Raw genomic sequence first — 16,138 nt, forward strand, 5'->3', positions numbered from 1 at the left:
GCGTGACGGCCGTCGGTCGCCCGCCCGACACGGTCCCCACAGGTCGAGGAGGCGCGGTGCCGGCGATCACCACCGGAGGACCGCACCGGGCGACACCGGCCCGGTCCGGGCCGGCGACCGTGCCACCGACGGTCGGCCCGCCCACCGACCGCGGGCCGGGGCTCGCCGATCAGCAGGCACCACCTCGCCGGTCGCCGTTCGCGCGGGGCGGCGATGTCGGCGTCCGGGCCGGTCAACTGGTCACCGCGCAGGTCGCGGCGGCACTCGTTCTCGTCGCCCTCGGCCGGCCGGCACCGGTCACCGCGGCGGCGACGCTCGTCGCCGTACTGCTGGTGGCGGTGGCAGTGGTCCGGATCCGGGGCCGGTGGCTCTTCGAGTGGTTGGGCACTGCCGCCGAGCACCTGACCCGTCGTCGGGAGTTGCCCGGCCCGGCCGGCGCAGCCGAGTTACTCGAACTGGTCGCTCCGGGCACCGTCGTCCAGTCCACCGAGCTGACCGGCGGGCCGGCCGCGGTGCTGGAGGACACCGCGGGCATGGTGGTGCTGCTGGAGCTCGGCGACCCCGGCGACCTGCTCGGCGACGCGTCCCGGGCCATCCCCGCGCCGTCCGCGTTGCTGCCGCCGGCCGGGCCGGATGTTCCCCCGCTACGGGTCCAACTGCTGCTCAGCGGGGCGCCGGCACCGGTGCCGGCGGCGACCGGCACGGTCGGCACGTCGTACCGGCAGCTCACCGACGGGCGGCTCGCCGGTCGGGAGCGGGCGGTGGTGGCGGTGCGGGTGCTGCGCGTGGACGGCTGGACCGGAGAGGATCTGCGCCGCGTGCTCGCCGGCACGGTACGCCGGATCGTCCGCCGGCTCGGTCCGCTGACCGCGCGGCCGCTGGGCGTGCCCGCGGCCCTACGCGTGCTGGGCGAGTTGGCCCATCACGACGGGCATCCGGTACGGGAGGCCTGGCTCTCGCTTCGATCCGGCACTCTGCACCAGGCCACCTTCCGGCTGGTCCGCTGGCCCGACGGCACCGGTGGACGGCGGCTGGTGCCCCGGCTGCTCGCGCTACCGGTGACCGCGACGACCGTGTCGATCTCCACAGGCCCGACCCCGACCGCCTCCGACCCAGGGGTGCCGGCCGAGCTGACCGTACGCCTGGCCGCCGGCACGGCGACCGAGCTGGCCGTCGCCGCCGAGGCGTTGACGCGTCTGGTGGCCGACCTCGGAGGGGAGCTGCGGCGGCTCGACGGCGCGCACCTGAGCGGGCTCGGCGCGACACTGCCGTTGGCGCTGACCAGCAACGAAGCGCCGGCCCGCCCCGCGTTGGGCGACTGGGAGCTCACGGTGGGCGACGCGGGAATGATGGTCGGCAGAAACCGGCACGGCGGAGCCGTCACCGTACGACTGTTCCGGCCGGAGAGCACAAGGGTGTTGCTGGTCGGCGGGGTGCGCGCGGCCCAGTTGGTGGCCCTGCGTGCCCTGGCCCTCGGTGCGCTGGTGGTGGTGCAGACGTCCCGGCCGCGCGTCTGGGAACCGTTCGTCCGGGGTGTGGGCGCGCCGGGCGGGACGATCCCGTTGATCCCGCCCGGTCGACCGGTGGCCGAGGGGGTGGGCAGCGCGCTACGCCCGTTGCTGCTGGTCCTCGACGCGGGGCCGGTGCCGGCCGATGCCGAGCCGGGCCCGCCGTGGCGGGCCACACTCGTGGTACGCGACGAGTTGACTCCGGCGGACGTGGACACGTTGAGCCGCGCCGACCTGGCGTTGCTGCAACCGCTGAACGCCGCCGAGGCCGCCCTGGCCGGCACCGCGCTGGGGCTCGGTGGGTCGGCCGAGTGGTTGACCCGGATCCGGGACGACATGGTGGCCGTGGTCAACCGCAGGGCGCTGCGCTGGGCGCTGCTCTCCCCCACCCCGATCGAGTCGCAACTGATCGGACGACCGGCGCGCGGTTGATCCCAGCAGGATGGTCAACTGCCGGGTTACGCGGGTGCGTGGTCCGTGGCACGATCCCCGCCATGGGTTTTCTGAAGGGTCTGCTGATTCGGCTGGCCAGCACAGCGCTGGCTTTCTGGCTGGCCACACTCCTCATTCCGGGCATCTCTCTGGACTCGAACTCGGCAGTCGAGACGGTGACCACGCTGCTCCTGGTGGCGGTGATCTTCGGCGTGGTCAACGCGGTTCTCCAGCCGCTCATCAAGACGGTCGGTTGCGGCTTCTACCTGCTGACCCTGGGTCTCATCGCGCTCGTGGTGAACGGGCTGCTGTTCCTTCTCACCAGTTGGATCGCGGACCAGGCCGGACTGCCGTTCACCGTGGACGGTTTCTGGCCGGCCGCAGTGCTCGGTGCCCTCTTCGTGAGCATCGTGACCTGGATCCTGGGCGCCGTCCTCGACCGCGACTGACCGCCGACCAGATCGGCCCGTCCCGGTCATCCGCCGGGGCGGGCCGCTGACCACACTTCGGGAATTGGCTGCCGTCGGTGCTCGCCTCGGCGGTTAACGTCACGTGATGTTCGCACTGACCCGCGCCGACGGCCACCTGCTCAGCACCGACCCCGCCCGGCTCGATCTGGAGCTGGTGCACCACTGGTTGTCGACGGACGCGTACTGGGCACTCGGGCGGGACCGGGCCGTCACCGACCGGGCGTTCGCCGGCTCGCTGCCGTTCGGCGTCTACCGGCCCGAGGACGGCCGCCAGGTGGCGGTGGCCCGGGTGGTCACCGACGGCGCCACCTTCGCCTGGCTCTGCGACGTGTACGTCGACCGGGCCGCCCGCGGTCGCGGGCTCGGTGGGTGGTTGGTCGGCGCTGCCCGTGACCACCTGGCCGAGCTGGGCGTACTCCGGATCCTGCTGATCACGAACGACGCACACCAGGTGTACGCGCGGGAGGGCTTCACGCCGTTGGACGTCCCGGAGCGGTGGATGATCCTGGACCGTCGCCCGCCGGTGACCCCGATCACCGGAAAGGAACAAAGCAGCAGCACGCCCCTTACGGTGGAGGCGTGACGCCTCTCCGCCTGGGATACCTCTACGGCCTCGGCGCGTACCTGCTCTGGGGTTTCTTCCCGCTCTACCTCAAGCTGCTGCGGCCGGCCGGCGCGCTGGAGATCCTGGCACACCGGGTCGTCTGGTCGGTGGTGTTCGTGGCGCTGCTGCTGGGCGCGCTGCGCAATGTCGGCTTTCTGCGGGCCCTGCTGCGTCGCCCCTGGGCGATGGCCGGGATGGTCGCCGCCGCCGCGCTGATCGCTGTCAACTGGGGCACCTACATCTACGGGGTCAACTCCGGTCGGGTGGTGGAGACCGCGCTGGGCTACTTCATCAACCCGCTGGTCGTGGTGCTGCTCGGTGTGACGGTGCTGCGGGAGCGGCTACGACCGGCGCAGTGGGTGGCGTTGGGCATCGGCGCGTCGGCGGTCGTGGTGCTCACCGTCGACTACGGCCGGCTGCCCTGGCTGGCGTTGACCCTGGCGTTCAGCTTCGCCGGCTACGGCCTGGTCAAGAAGAGGCTGGGGCTGCCACCGGCGGAGGGGCTCTTCGTCGAGTCCGCGGTGCTGGCGCTGCCGGCGCTGGGTTACCTGGCCTGGCTGACCGCGCGGGCCGACTCGACCTTCGGACACGTCTCGGCCGGGCACACCGCGCTGCTGGTGCTGGCCGGAGCGGCCACGGCGATCCCGCTGCTGATGTTCGCCGGGGCGGCCAACCGGCTGCCGCTGAGCAGCCTCGGCATGGTCCAGTACCTGGCGCCGATCCTGCAGCTCGGCTGCGGCGTGCTGATCTTCCACGAGCCGATGCCGCCGGCCCGCCTCGCCGGCTTCGGGCTGGTCTGGCTGGCCCTGATCGTGTTCACCACCGACGCCGTCCGGACCTCCCGCAGAACCCGGTCCCGCCGACCCGAACCCACCGCCGATCATGGAGTGGTGGTGCCCGCCCAGCCCTAGTTCGGGCAAGCGCCCCGCGCCCCGCGCCCAAGATCCTCACAACATCGGCGATGTTGCTGCCTCAAAGGCGCGGGAGACACCGACATCCCCGATGTTGCGCGGATCTTGGTGCCGAACACTCGGCGCGGCGCGGGGGCGGGTTATGGGACGGCGTAGGTGAGCAGCGGGGTTCCGTCGGCTTTCTGGAGTTCCACGCTGGCCAGCTCGGCGTCGGTGAACCTCGTGTTGCCGGTGAAGCTGAGGTCGTCACCGGGGGCCGCGAGCCACGAGCCGATCTGCTCGGTGGCACCGTTCGGACCGCGCGCCACCAGCCGGAACGGGTACGCCTTGCCGTAGCTCGTCCGCGCGTCGTACCCGCACCGCATGGTCACCCGGGTGCCCCACTTGGTGCCGACCAGCCCGATGTCGGCGTGCACCGGTCCGGCGGTGGCCACCGGCCGCATCGCGACCATCGACACCTGTGGGCCAGGGGTGCCCTGCGCCGTCGGCGGCGGGGTGACCGGTCGGGGCAGCACCGCCGCCGTACCGACACCCACGACCAGGGCCAGCCCTGCGGCGGCCACTGTGGTCAGCGCGTACCGTCGCCGGTCCGCGGAGCGTTGCCGACGCCGGCGACGCCGGGCCTCGTCGAGCAGCGCGGGCACCCGGGGCGGGGCCGGCGGGGGCAGGATCTGCTCCAGTCCCGCCGGGTCGAGGCGCCCGAGCAGCCCGGGCAGCACGGCGATCTCGGCGACCGACTCCCGGCAGGAGGCGCAGCCGGACAGGTGCCGTTCGTACGCCGCCCGTTCGGCGGGGGCCAAGGCACCCAGCACGTACGCGCCGTCGTCGTACGCGAACTCGCACCGGGTCATCCCGTCACCCCCATCTCGGCCAGGACCAACCGTAGAGACCGCAACGCGTAGTGGGTGCGGGACTTCACGGTCCCCGGTGGTACGCCCAGGCGGGACGCCGCCTCGGCCACCGATCGCCCCTGGTAGAAGCATTCGACGAGCACTTCCCGGTGGGTAGGGCTCAGCCGGTTCAGCGCCTCGGCGACGGTCCACGCCTCCACCGCCCGCTCGGCCTCGTCGATCACCTCCGGCGGTTCGGGCAGGTCGTCGGTGAACACCTCGCCCACCCGGGTGGACCGTCGCCGCCAGGCGTCGATGGCCAGGTTGCGGGCGGTGGTGAACAGCCACGACCGCACCGAACCGCGTTTCGGGTCGAGGGACTCCGGGTGTCGCCAGGCCCGCAGCAGCGTCTCCTGCACCAGGTCCTCGGCGCGCTGCCGGTCCCCGTTGACCAGCCGCAGGGCATGGGCGTACAGCGCCTCCGCGTGCTCGTCGTGCAGCGCGCGCAGCAGTTGGGCGTCGTGGTCGCTGATGACGGTCTCCTCGCTTCCTGCGCGCGTCCGGCGGTGCGTCCGCCCGTGAATACGTGCGGTCACGCCGAACGGTTCAGCCCGAGGTCAGACGGTTGCCATCCGGAGAGGTGTTCATGCCTGGTTCACATCGCGGCCGACGAGCGCTCACCACGTCCTCTTAGCGTCCGGCGGGTACGCCGCCTGTCGTGCCACCGACTCCCTGGAGGCTTCCCCCATGAGCGACCGCCCCCGGCTGCTCCCCCTGTTGACCGGCAACCGCCACGGCACCCGTGACGCCATGACCTGTCTGTACCGGTGCGGAAACGCCTGCGACCACCCGGTCCCGAACACCTCCGACAACGCGTACTTCGGTGACGTGGTGAACGCGGAGGTCTCGCGGCGCGGCGTGGTCCGGGCCGGCGCTGTCGGCGCGCTGGTCCTCGGGTTCGGCGGCGCGGCGGCCGGTGCGCTCGCCGGCGCGGCGCCCGCCGGGGCCGCCCCCACCACCCCGGACGTCCCGGAGGCCTTCGGCTTCGGCCGCCCCAGCACCGGTGTCGGCAACGGCGCGCTGACCTTCAAGCCGATCCCGCCGAACAAGCTGGACACCCTCGTCGTGCCGAACGGCTACGACCACGCCGTCGTGATTAAGTGGGGTGACCCGGTGCTGCCGGGCGCGCCCGAGTTCAACGTGCACCACCAGACGGCCGCGGCGCAGTCCAAGCAGTTCGGTTACAACAACGACTTCGTGGGCGTGCTGCCGCTGGACAAGCAGGGCAGGCGTGCGCTGCTCGTGGTCAACCACGAATACACCAACGAGGACCTCATGTTCCCGGGCTTCCCCGGCCTGGACGGGCTCTCCGTGGAGCAGCTGCGCACCGCCATGGCCGCGCACGGCATGTCTGTGGTCGAGCTGGAGCGGGTCGCGGGCACCGGGCAGTGGAAGCCGGTCGGCAAGGGCCCCCGCGCGTACAACCGGCGGGTCACCGCGCTGAGCACCAAGTTCGACCTGACCGGGCCGGCCGCCGGATCCGCCTGGCTGAAGACCGCTGCCGACCCCAAGGGTCGTACGGTCGTCGGCACCCTGAACAACTGCGCCGGTGGCGTGACCCCGTGGGGCACCGTGCTCTCCGGTGAGGAAAACTTCAACCAGTACTTCGTGGGCGCCGACGCGGCGCCGGCCGAGCTGAAGCCGAAGCTGGACCGCTACGGCATCAGCACCGCCAGCCGCTACCCCAGCGGCAGCCGCAAGTGGGAACGCGCCGACGAGCGCTTCGACCTGGCGAAGCACCCCAACGAGGCGCACCGGTTCGGCTGGATCGTCGAGATCGACCCGTTCGACCCGGAGAGCCGCCCGCGCAAGCACACCGCGATGGGCCGGTTCAAGCACGAGGGCGCGAACGTGATCGTCGCCAAGGACGGCCACGTCGTCGCGTACATGGGTGACGACGAGCGGTTCGACTACCTCTACAAGTTCGTCTCGGACCAGAAGTTCATGAAGGGCAACTCCTGGGCCGCCCGCAAGCACAACCTGACCCTGCTGGAGTCCGGCACGCTCTACGTGGCGCAGCTCGACCAGACCAGCGCGGCCGAGGTCGACGGGTCGGGCAAGCTGCCCACCGACGGCGCGTTCAACGGCCGGGGTCGCTGGATCAAGCTGGTCAGCGGCAACCGGTCGTTCGTCGACGGGATGACCGCCGCGGACGTGCTCACCTTCACCCGGCTCGCCGGTGACAAGGTCGGCGCGACCAAGATGGACCGCCCCGAGGACGTCGAGCCGAGCCTGCTCACCGGCAAGGTGTACGTGGCGTTGACCAACAACACCAACCGTGGGGTCGGCAGCAGCCCGAAGGCGGACGAGGCCAACCCGCGCAACGCCAACAAGCACGGGCAGATCCTGGAGCTGGTCGAGGATCGCGGCGACAACACCTCGGAGACCTTCACCTGGTCGTTGCCGATCGTCTGCGGTGACCCGACCGACGCGTCGACGTTCTTCGCCGGGTACGACAAGACCAAGGTCTCCCCGATCTCCTGCCCGGACAACGTCGCCTTCGACGCCACCGGCAACCTGTGGATCTCCACCGACGGCAACGCTCTGGGCAGCAACGACGGCCTGTTCGCCACCGCCGTGGAGGGTCCGGAGCGGGGGCACCTGAAGCAGTTCCTGACCGTGCCGCTCGGCGCGGAGACCTGCGGCCCGTTCATCACCGGTGACAACCGTTCGGTGTTCGTCGCGGTGCAGCACCCCGGCGAGATCACCGGCGCCTCGGTGGAGAACCCGGCCTCGAACTGGCCGGACGGCGACTACGCCAAGCCGGGCGTGGTGGTCACCTGGCGTCTGGACGGCGGCCCGGTCGGCAGCTGACGTCGCACCTGCGACCGGCCGGTCGCTGACGTTGCTCAGGCGGTCCGGGGCTGGACCGCCCTCGGAGGCCCTCTCCCAGCCGGGGAGAGGGCCTCCGGCGTTGCGGGGTCAGTTGTCGGAGGCGATGCCGTCGGCGACGCTGCGGGCCACGGTGAGCAGCTTGGCGCGGACCACCCGGGCGGAGGTCATCATCTCGCTGGCCGGCAACGCGCACGCCAGCACGACGCGGCGTTCCATGTCCTTGTCCGGTGCGACGAGCACCGCCGCGCACGCGACCCCCTGGCGGAACTGCCCCATCTCCAGCTGCATGCCACGCCGGTCGCCGGCGGCCAGGTCGGCCTCAAAAGTCTCGGTGGTGGTCAGCGTGGCGGTGGTGAACGGGCGCATGCCGTACTCGCGCAGGTAGCGGTGGCGCTGGTCGACGCTGAGCGTGGCGAGCAGCGCCTTGCCGAGGGCCGTCGCGTGCGCCCCCTCGTCGAAACCGGGGACCAGGTCCTCCAGGTACGGCGAGCGGTGCCCCTCGGCGACCGCTGTGAGGGCCACCTGACCGCCGACGAACCGGCCGAGGTAGTGGCTGTAGCCGGTGTCCAGAGCGGCCCGCCGGAGGGTCTCACCGACCGCTGGAGGGCCCCGGAACGCGGTCACCAGCTCCCGGTACCGGTCGGCCACCTCCAACCCCACGATGTACGTGCCGTCCTCTCGACGGATCACGTAGCCCTCGTAGGCGAGTGTGCGGACCAGGTGGTAGGTGGTGGCCACGGTCAGCTCGCACCGTCGGGCGATCTGCTTGACGGTCAGGCCCTTGGGGGCGCGACCGACCGACTCCAGCACCCGCAGTGCTCGGGACACACTGCGGATCAGGTCCGAAGGTTCTGCCAAGGGGTCGCGCACAACCACCTCCGCCGCCGGGGACTTACACCATATGAAAAACAGGCCCGGTGCGAAATGCCTGTTCGGGTCGAGGATGCCAGATCACCATCCACAGCTCGTGGCCCGACCGTCACGGCGAGTGGTCTGAGGCGGATTCACGTAGGTTTGCCGGACGATGACCAACACCGCCATCACCCCCGAGCCGACCGCCGCCCGATCCCACCCGATCCGGGCCAGCGCCGGCGCAGTCGCCACCACAGTGGCCTGCGTACTCCCCGTGTTCCTGCTCGGTGGCCTCGCCGTGCAGATGGGCAGCGACCTCGACTTCTCCCCGGCCGGCCTCGGTCTGGCCGTATCCGTCTACTTCGGCGTGAGCGCGCTGGCGTCGGTGCCCTCCGGCCGCCTGGTCGAGCGGTACGGCCCCGCCCTGGTGGCCCGCTGCGGCATCGTGCTGGCCGCCGTGTCGATGCTGGCCGTGGCGGCTGTCGCGCGGTCGTACCCGGTGTTGGTCGGGTTGCTGGCCCTCAGCGCCGCCGCGAACGCCCTCGGCCAGTTGGCCAGCAACACGGCGCTGGCCCAGCACGTGCCGGCACGACGGCAGGGACTGTCGTTCGGTGTCAAGCAGGCCGCCATCCCGATCTCGACCCTGCTGGCCGGCGCGGCGGTGCCCGTCATCGCGCTCACTGTCGGCTGGCGGTGGGCGTTCGTGGCGGCGGCGGTGGCCGCTATGACGACGCTGCCCGCCGTACCCCGGGAGGTGCCCGGTCCACCGCGTCGGGCCGGCGCGACGCGCGCCGGCCGGGCGACGGCGGCCCTGGTGGTGGTCGGCGCGGCGGCGACGTTGGCAGCGGTGGCAGCCAACGCGCTGGGCACCTTCCTGGTGGACTCCGCCGCAGCCCGGGGCATGTCGCCGGGCCTGGCCGGCCTGACGCTGACGTTGGGCAGCGCGGTCTGCGTCGCGGCCCGGGTGGGTGCCGGCTGGCTGGCCGATCGGCGTGCCACCGGTCACGTCGCCCTCATCGCCGCGATGCTCGTCGTCGGCGCGGTCGGGCTGGGCCTACTGGCGCTGACGGGCCCGGTGCCGCTGGTGGTCGGCGTGGTGCTCGGCTTCGGTCTGGGTTGGGCGTGGCCCGGCCTGATGACCTTCGCGGTGGTCCGGCTCCACCCGCAGTCACCGGCCGCGGCCACCTCGATCACCCAGACCGGGGTGTACGCGGGCGGTTGTCTCGGCCCGCTGAGCCTCGGCCCACTCGCCGCCCACCTCGGTTACCCGGCCATGTGGGCCACCGCGGCGACGTCCATGCTGCTGGCCGCCGTCCTCATGCTCGGCGGCGGCCGCCTGCTGGGCCGTGCCGCCGCCGTCCGGAGCCGGGGCGAAGGTCAGCTGGTGCGGTCGGCGATGTAGTCGCAGAGCGATTCGAGCGCCTGCCGCGACGGGCCCTCCGGAAGGGGGGCCAGACGGGCGCGGGCGTCCTCGGCGTAACTGCGCACGGTCTCCCGGGCGCGCTTGAGCGCCGGGCTCTCCCGGAGCAGCCCCAACGCCTCGGCGTGCAGCGCGTCGTCGGTCAGCGGGCCGGTCGCGAGGATCTCCCGCAGACGCACCGAGGCGGCGTCCGAGTCGTCCGACTGGCGCGCGTAGAGCACCGGCAGCGTCGGGACACCCTCACGCAGGTCAGTGCCGGGCGTCTTGCCCGACTGCACCGACTCGGAGGCGATGTCGAGCAAGTCGTCGGTGAGCTGGAAGGCGACGCCGATCGTTTCGCCGTAACCGGCGAGGGCCTCCACGTGCTCCGGGGCGGCGCCACCGAACATGCCGCCGAACCGGATCGACGTGGCGATCAGCGAGCCCGTCTTGTCGGCGATCACGTTCAGGTAGTGGGTCACCGGGTCGTCGTCCGCGCGCGGCCCCACGGTCTCCGCGATCTGGCCGTGCACCAGCCGGGCGAAGGTGCGCGCCTGCAACCGGACCGCCTCCGGGCCCAGGTCGGCGGCGATGTCCGCCGCGCGGGCGAAGAGGTAGTCACCGACCAGGATGGCGAGCGAGTTGGTCCAGCGGGAGTTCGCGCTCACCGCGCCCCGGCGGACGACAGCCTCGTCCATCACGTCGTCGTGGTAGAGGGTGGCCAGGTGAGTGAGCTCCATCACCACGGCGGCCGGGACCACCTGCGGACCGTTGGGGTCACCGAACTGTGCGCCGAGCGCCACCAGAAGCGGTCGGAAACGCTTCCCGCCCGCCTCGAGAAGGTGCCGGGCGGCCTCGGTGACGAACGGGTCCGCGCTGGACACACTGGCCCGCAACTCGACCTCGACCGTGTCCAGAACGGCCAGCACGGACGCCTCGACCCGCGGATCGGCAAGGTGGAGGCCGATCGCGCCGAACTGACTCGTGCTCGCCCGACCCCGCCGACCGCCGGAGCCGGAGGCACCTGAACGCTCACCCGCCGGATTCACCACGCTATCAACCATGCCACACCCGTTCGACCTGCTCCGGGTCGGGGATACGCACCGGGGGCCGGCACGTGAACACGCGCCGGCCCCCGGTGATCGATCTTTCCGTCATCGAACGAATTCGGCAGCTCCGGTAGCCAGATCGAGCAGCGGCGCCGGGGCGACACCCAGCACCAGAGTGGCCAGCACACCGATCATCAACGCGGCAGCGGTGAGCCCGCCGGGCACCGTGACGGTCGGGGTGGACTCGCCCGGCTCGGAGAGCCACATCATCACCACGACCCGCAGGTACGGGAACGCCAGCACCATGCTGGTCAGCACACCGGCGATCACCAGCCAGGCCTGACCACCCTCCAGCGCCGGCCCGAAGATGGCGAACTTGCTGGTGAAACCGCTGGTCAGCGGGATACCGGCGAACGCCAGCAGGATGAAGGTGAACAGCGCGGCGAAGAACGGCGACCGCCGACCCAACCCGGCCCAGCGGGACAGGTGGGTGGCCTCCCCGTCGGAGTCCCGCACCAGGGTCACCACCGCGAACGCGGCCAGCACCGAGAAGCCGTACGCGACCAGGTAGAACATCGTGCCGGAGAGCCCGTCGCGGCTCGGCGCCAGCACACCGACCAGCAGGTAGCCGGCGTTGGCGATCGAGGAGTACGCGAGCAGCCTCTTGATGTCGGTCTGGGTGACCGCGAGCACCGCGCCGACCAGCATGGTCAGCACCGCCACCGCGCCGAGGACCGGGGTGAAGTCCCAGCTGGCATCGGCGAACGCGACGTGGAAGACCCGCAGCAGGGCACCGAACGCGGCGACCTTGGTGCAGGCCGCCATGAAGCCGGTGACCGGGGTCGGCGCACCCTGGTAGACGTCCGGGGTCCAGACGTGGAACGGTGCCGCTGCCGCCTTGAAGAGCAGGCCGATCGAGAGCAACGCCATGCCGGCGAAGAGGAGCACCGGGCTGGCCGGGGATTCGCCCACCGCCGCGTCGATCGTGGCGAAGTCGACGCCGGCCGGCCGGCCCGGGATGCCGGACGTGAAGCCGTAGATCAGCGCCACCCCGAACAGGAAGAACGCGGAGGCGTACGCGCCGAGCAGGAAGTACTTCATCGCCGCCTCCTGGCTCAGCAGCCGCCGGCGACGGGCCAGCGCGCAGAGCAGGTAGAGCGGCAGGGAGAAGACCTCCAGTGCGATGAACATGGTCAGCAGGTCGTTCGCCGCCACGAAGATCAGCATGCCGCCGATCGCGAACGTGGTGAGCGGGTAGACCTCGGTGAGGCCGTTGCGCCCCTCGGCCTGCCGCCGGTCGTCGGCCGACTCGGCGGTCACCGCGGCCTGGGCGACGAACGCCCCGCCGCGCTCGACCGAGCGGTCGCCGATCAACAGCAGCGCCATCGCGGCCAGCACCAGGATCGCGCCCTGGAGGAACAGCGTCGGCCCGTCGATCGCGAGGGCCCGGCCGGCGGTGACGATCCGCTCGTCGGCGTTGAGGACCACCATGGTCAGCGCCGCGAGCACGGCCAGCAGCGCCAGGGTCAGCTGCACCACGTGCCGCCAGCGCCGGGGCACGAGAGCCTCGACCAGCACGCCGAGCAACGCGGTGCCCAACATGATCAGGATCGGGGAGAGCGCCGCGTAGTCGATCGACGGCAGTTTCAGCTCGGTCACTTTGCCGCCTCCTGGACGGTGCCCACGGACGGGGCAGGGTCGGTTCTGCCGATGTCGTCCATGGTCGCCTGGACGGCCGGGTTGATCACGTCAGTGACCGGCTTGGGGAAGAAGCCGAGCAGCACGATCAGTGCGATCAGTGGGGCGACCACGACCTTCTCGCGCAGGTTGAGGTCCCGGCGCATCCCGTCGACCTCGGTCAGCGCCGGGTTGAGGGTGCCCTGGGTGGTGCGCTGCACCATCCACAGCACGTACGCGGCGGCCAGGATGATGCCGAGCGTGGCGATGATCGCGACCGGCTTGTTCACCGTGAAGGTGCCGATCAGCACCAGGAACTCGGAGATGAACGGCGCCGTGCCCGGTAGCGCGAGCGAGGCGAGACCGGCGAAGAAGAGCACCCCGGCGAGCACCGGGACCAGCTTGCCGGCACCACCGAAGTCGCTGATCAACGCCGAACCACGCCGGGAGATCAGCATGCCCACCACCAGGAAGAGCAGGCCGGTGGCCAATCCGTGGTTGAGCATGTAGAGCACCGCGCCGGTGCCGGCCTGGGTGGTGAAGGCGAAGATGCCCACGCCGATGAAGCCGAAGTGCGCGATCGAGGTGTACGACACCAGCCGCTTGAGGTCGTTCTGGCCGACCGCCAGCAGCGCGGCGTAGACGATGCCGATCACGCCCAGCGCCAGCGCCCACGGCGCGAACCACTTCGACGCCTCGGGAAAGAGCGGGAGGCAGTAGCGCAGGATGCCGAACGTGCCGACCTTGTCCAGCACACCGACGAGCAGCGCCGCGGCACCCGCGGGGGCCGCGCCACCGGCGTCCGGCAGCCAGGTGTGGAACGGGAAGAACGGTGCCTTGATCGCGAACGCGAGGAAGAAGCCGAGGAACAGCCACCGCTCGGTGCCCGTGCTGATGTCCACCTGCGACAGCGCCTGCCAGTCGAAGGTCTTGCCGCCGACCACCCACAGGCCGATCACGGCGGCCAGCATGAACAGACCGCCGACGAGCGAGTAGAGGAAGAACTTCACCGCCGCGTACTGCCGCTGGTGGCCGCCGTAGCTGCCGATGAGGAAGTACATCGGGACGAGCATGACCTCGAAGAACACGTAGAACAGGAAGACGTCGGCGGCCGCGAAGACACCGATCATCGTGCACTCGAGAACCAGCAGCAGCGCGAAGTAGACAGGCACCGACCGCTTCGACGACTCGGCGTCGTGCCAGGACGCCAGGATCACCAGCGGCACCAGCACCGCGATCAGCATCAGCATCACCAGCGCGATGCCGTCGGCCGCGAAGGTGAAGCTGACACCCCAGTTCGGGATCCACGAGTACGACTCGCGGAACTGGAAGCGGTCACCGCCGGTCTTGAAGCTGACCCACATCACCACCGAGAGCACCAGCACGAGCAGCGACCAGGCGAACGCCACCTGCTTGGCCAGCTCCGGCCGGTGGCGCGGCAGGAAGGCCACCACCAGGGCGCCCACCAGCGGCGCCACGGTGAGCACCGAGAGGAACGGGAAGTTGGACATTATGCGGCCTTACCTCCGTCGTCACTGCGTGGTCCGCCGGCGGGGGCGGCCGGAAAGAGGTCGATCACGCCAACCACCCGGCCTGCACCGCCAGGAACGCCGCCATCACCAGCAGCGCACCGGCCAGGATCGAGGTGGCGTACGAGCGGACGAAGCCGGTCTGCATCCGCCGGAGGCGACCCGAGCCACCGCCGACCGCGGCGGCGAGCCCGTTCACGAGCCCGTCGATGCCCCGGTTGTCGAGGTACACCAGCGCCCGGGTGAGGAAGATGCCCGGCTTCTCGAAGACCGCCTCGTTGAAGGCGTCGGTGTAGAGGTTGCGCCGGGCGGCGGTGACCAGCACACCGGCCGGCTGCGGCGCGGTGGCCGTACCGGCGCGGAACAGGAACCAGGCCAGGCCGGCGCCGAGCACGGTGACCAGCAGCGACAGGATCGTGATCACCGTGTGGGAGAGCACGCCGTGGGCCTCACCGGCGGCCTCCTCGCCGAGCACCGGCGACAGCCACGAGGCGACGCCGTCGTTCCAGGCCATCAGGCCACCGGCCACCACCGAACCGGCAGCCAGCAGGATCAGCGGGATGGTCATCAGCTTGGGCGACTCGTGCGGGTGCTCGATGTCCTCGGTCCAGCGCTTCGGGCCGTGGAACGTGAGCACGAACAGCCGCGTCATGTAGAACGCGGTCAGCCCGGCGCCGAGCAGCGCCGCGCCGCCGAAGAGCCAGGCGGTCCAGTCCTCCCGCTCGAAGGCGCTCGCGATGATCGGCTCCTTGGAGAAGTAGCCGGAGAGCGGCGGGAGGCCGATGATGGCCAGCCAGCCCATCATGAAGGTCAACCAGGTGATCTTCATGTGCTTGGAGAGGCCACCGAAGCGGCGGATGTCGACCTGGTCCTTCATGCCGTGCATCACCGAGCCGGCGCCCAGGAACATGTTGGCCTTGAAGAAGCCGTGCGCCAGCAGGTGGATGATCGCCAGCGCGTACGCGCCACCGCCCAGGCCGACGCCGACGAACATGTAGCCGATCTGGCTGACCGTCGACCAGGCGAGCACCCGCTTGATGTCGTCCTTGGCCGCGCCGATGATGCAGCCGATGAGCAGGGTGAGCGCACCGACACTGACCACGACGACCTGGAGGGTCGAGTTCGCGGAGAAGATCGGGTTGGACCGGGCGATCAGGTAGACGCCCGCGGTGACCATGGTGGCCGCGTGGATGAGCGCCGACACCGGGGTCGGGCCCTCCATGGCGTCCGGCAACCAGGCCTGGAGCGGGAACTGACCCGACTTGCCGGCCGCGCCGAGCAGCAGCAGCAGACCGAGGACCAGCACCGTCGCGCCGGTCAGCGAGCCGACACCGTTGAACACCTCGTCGTACTGGGTGGTGCCCAGGGTGGCGAACATGATGAAGATGCCGATGGCCAGGCCGGCGTCGCCGACCCGGTTCATCAGGAACGCCTTCTTACCGGCGGTGGCCGCGCTCGGCCGCTCGGTCCAGAACGAGATCAGCAGGTAAGACGCCAGACCGACGCCCTCCCAGCCGAAGTACAGCATCACGTAGTTGTTGCCGAGCACCAGCAGCAGCATCGCCGCGACGAACAGGTTGAAGTACGCGAAGAACCGGCGACGACCCGCGTCGTGCGCCATGTACTCCACCGCGTACAGGTGGATCAGGAAGCCCACCCCGGTGATCAGCAGCACGAAGACCGCAGCCAGCGGATCGAACAGCAGGCCGAAGTCGACGCGCAGGTCACCGACCGCGATGAAGTCCCAGAGGCTCAGCTCGACCGACTTGTTCTCCAGGCCACGCAGCTGGAAGAAGAAGGAGAGGCCGAGCACGAACGCGGCACCGATGGCCGCCACACCCAACCAGTGCCCCCAGCGGTCGGCCCGCCGGCCGAGCAGCAGCAGGACGGCCGCGCTCAGCAGCGGGATCGCCACCAGCAGCCAGACGCCCCCGAGCAGCCCCGTGGCCTGGGCGTATTCCACAGTCTCTTCCACCGGTGGA

At 71.1% G+C, this 16,138-nt stretch carries 13 protein-coding genes; 6 read left to right on the forward strand and 7 right to left on the reverse strand.

The genetic code is table 11. The annotated features are described in order from the left end of the window. The first annotated feature begins 56 nt into the window (after positions 1-56). From eccE to rarD, 4 genes are all read left to right on the forward strand, one after another. Positions 57-1,940, forward strand: a complete 1,884-nt coding sequence (gene eccE, locus O3438_RS20685; protein WP_269681491.1) for a type VII secretion protein EccE — start codon at positions 57-59, stop codon at positions 1,938-1,940. Positions 1,941-2,002: 62 nt separating this feature from the next. Next, positions 2,003-2,389 carry a phage holin family protein gene (locus O3438_RS20690; RefSeq protein WP_269681492.1) on the forward strand — a complete coding sequence of 129 codons (387 nt, stop codon included), beginning with the start codon at positions 2,003-2,005 and terminating at the stop codon, positions 2,387-2,389. 106 nt (positions 2,390-2,495) lie between these two features. Next, a complete protein-coding gene (locus tag O3438_RS20695) occupies positions 2,496-2,993 on the forward strand; it encodes a GNAT family N-acetyltransferase (protein ID WP_269681493.1) in 498 nt (165 codons plus the stop codon). Then, a complete protein-coding gene (gene rarD, locus O3438_RS20700; RefSeq protein WP_269681494.1) occupies positions 2,990-3,925 on the forward strand; it encodes an EamA family transporter RarD in 936 nt (311 codons plus the stop codon). Before O3438_RS20695 ends, rarD begins: the two co-directional genes overlap by 4 nt. 140 nt (positions 3,926-4,065) lie before the next feature. Here rarD and O3438_RS20705 read toward each other — a convergent pair whose 3' ends face one another. Both O3438_RS20705 and O3438_RS20710 read right to left on the reverse strand, forming a co-directional pair. Continuing rightward, on the reverse strand, positions 4,066-4,776 hold the full coding sequence (locus O3438_RS20705; RefSeq protein WP_269681495.1) for an anti-sigma factor family protein: 711 nt from the start codon (positions 4,774-4,776) through the stop codon (positions 4,066-4,068). Continuing rightward, complete coding sequence (locus O3438_RS20710) at positions 4,773-5,288, reverse strand: sigma-70 family RNA polymerase sigma factor (RefSeq protein ID WP_088986748.1); 516 nt, start codon at positions 5,286-5,288, stop codon at positions 4,773-4,775. Before O3438_RS20710 ends, O3438_RS20705 begins: the two co-directional genes overlap by 4 nt. Before the next feature lie 214 nt (positions 5,289-5,502). Here O3438_RS20710 and O3438_RS20715 point away from each other — a divergent pair, with 214 nt between their 5' ends. Further along, positions 5,503-7,629, forward strand: a complete 2,127-nt coding sequence (locus O3438_RS20715; protein WP_269681496.1) for a PhoX family protein — start codon at positions 5,503-5,505, stop codon at positions 7,627-7,629. Between the two features lie 108 nt (positions 7,630-7,737). On the opposite strand, the gene O3438_RS20720 is transcribed toward O3438_RS20715, so the two are convergent. Beyond that, positions 7,738-8,520, reverse strand: a complete 783-nt coding sequence (locus O3438_RS20720; protein WP_145785932.1) for an IclR family transcriptional regulator — start codon at positions 8,518-8,520, stop codon at positions 7,738-7,740. A gap of 154 nt (positions 8,521-8,674) precedes the next feature. Between O3438_RS20720 and O3438_RS20725 the strand changes: the two genes are divergently transcribed. After that, complete coding sequence (locus tag O3438_RS20725) at positions 8,675-9,904, forward strand: MFS transporter (protein WP_269681497.1); 1,230 nt, start codon at positions 8,675-8,677, stop codon at positions 9,902-9,904. Here the strand turns inward: O3438_RS20725 and O3438_RS20730 are convergent. From O3438_RS20730 to nuoL, 4 genes are all read right to left on the reverse strand, one after another. Next, entirely contained in the window at positions 9,880-10,965 is a 1,086-nt protein-coding gene (locus O3438_RS20730; protein ID WP_269681498.1) for a polyprenyl synthetase family protein, read from the reverse strand. The genes O3438_RS20725 and O3438_RS20730 overlap by 25 nt on opposite strands. 90 nt (positions 10,966-11,055) lie before the next feature. Then, on the reverse strand, positions 11,056-12,609 hold the full coding sequence (gene nuoN / locus O3438_RS20735; protein ID WP_269681499.1) for an NADH-quinone oxidoreductase subunit NuoN: 1,554 nt from the start codon (positions 12,607-12,609) through the stop codon (positions 11,056-11,058). Continuing rightward, positions 12,606-14,138, reverse strand: a complete 1,533-nt coding sequence (locus O3438_RS20740) for an NADH-quinone oxidoreductase subunit M (protein WP_145785928.1) — start codon at positions 14,136-14,138, stop codon at positions 12,606-12,608. Before O3438_RS20740 ends, nuoN begins: the two co-directional genes overlap by 4 nt. 64 nt (positions 14,139-14,202) lie before the next feature. Next, positions 14,203-16,131 carry an NADH-quinone oxidoreductase subunit L gene (gene nuoL, locus O3438_RS20745; protein WP_269681500.1) on the reverse strand — a complete coding sequence of 643 codons (1,929 nt, stop codon included), beginning with the start codon at positions 16,129-16,131 and terminating at the stop codon, positions 14,203-14,205. Positions 16,132-16,138: the final 7 nt, after the last annotated feature.

This window comes from Micromonospora sp. WMMC250, from assembly GCF_027460215.1.
Classification (GTDB): Bacteria; Actinomycetota; Actinomycetes; order Mycobacteriales; family Micromonosporaceae; genus Micromonospora; species Micromonospora taraxaci.

Excerpts from the sequence above, each read along its gene's own strand:
- O3438_RS20690 (WP_269681492.1), top strand. The coding sequence starts at position 2,003 with ATGGGTTTTCTGAAGGGTCTGCTGATTCGGCTGGCCAGCACAGCGCTG.
- O3438_RS20695 (WP_269681493.1), top strand. The coding sequence starts at position 2,496 with ATGTTCGCACTGACCCGCGCCGACGGCCACCTGCTCAGCACCGACCCC.
- O3438_RS20705 (WP_269681495.1), bottom strand. The coding sequence starts at position 4,776 with ATGACCCGGTGCGAGTTCGCGTACGACGACGGCGCGTACGTGCTGGGT.
- O3438_RS20715 (WP_269681496.1), top strand. The coding sequence starts at position 5,503 with ATGAGCGACCGCCCCCGGCTGCTCCCCCTGTTGACCGGCAACCGCCAC.
- O3438_RS20725 (WP_269681497.1), top strand. The coding sequence starts at position 8,675 with ATGACCAACACCGCCATCACCCCCGAGCCGACCGCCGCCCGATCCCAC.
- O3438_RS20730 (WP_269681498.1), bottom strand. The coding sequence starts at position 10,965 with ATGGTTGATAGCGTGGTGAATCCGGCGGGTGAGCGTTCAGGTGCCTCC.
- O3438_RS20740 (WP_145785928.1), bottom strand. The coding sequence starts at position 14,138 with ATGTCCAACTTCCCGTTCCTCTCGGTGCTCACCGTGGCGCCGCTGGTG.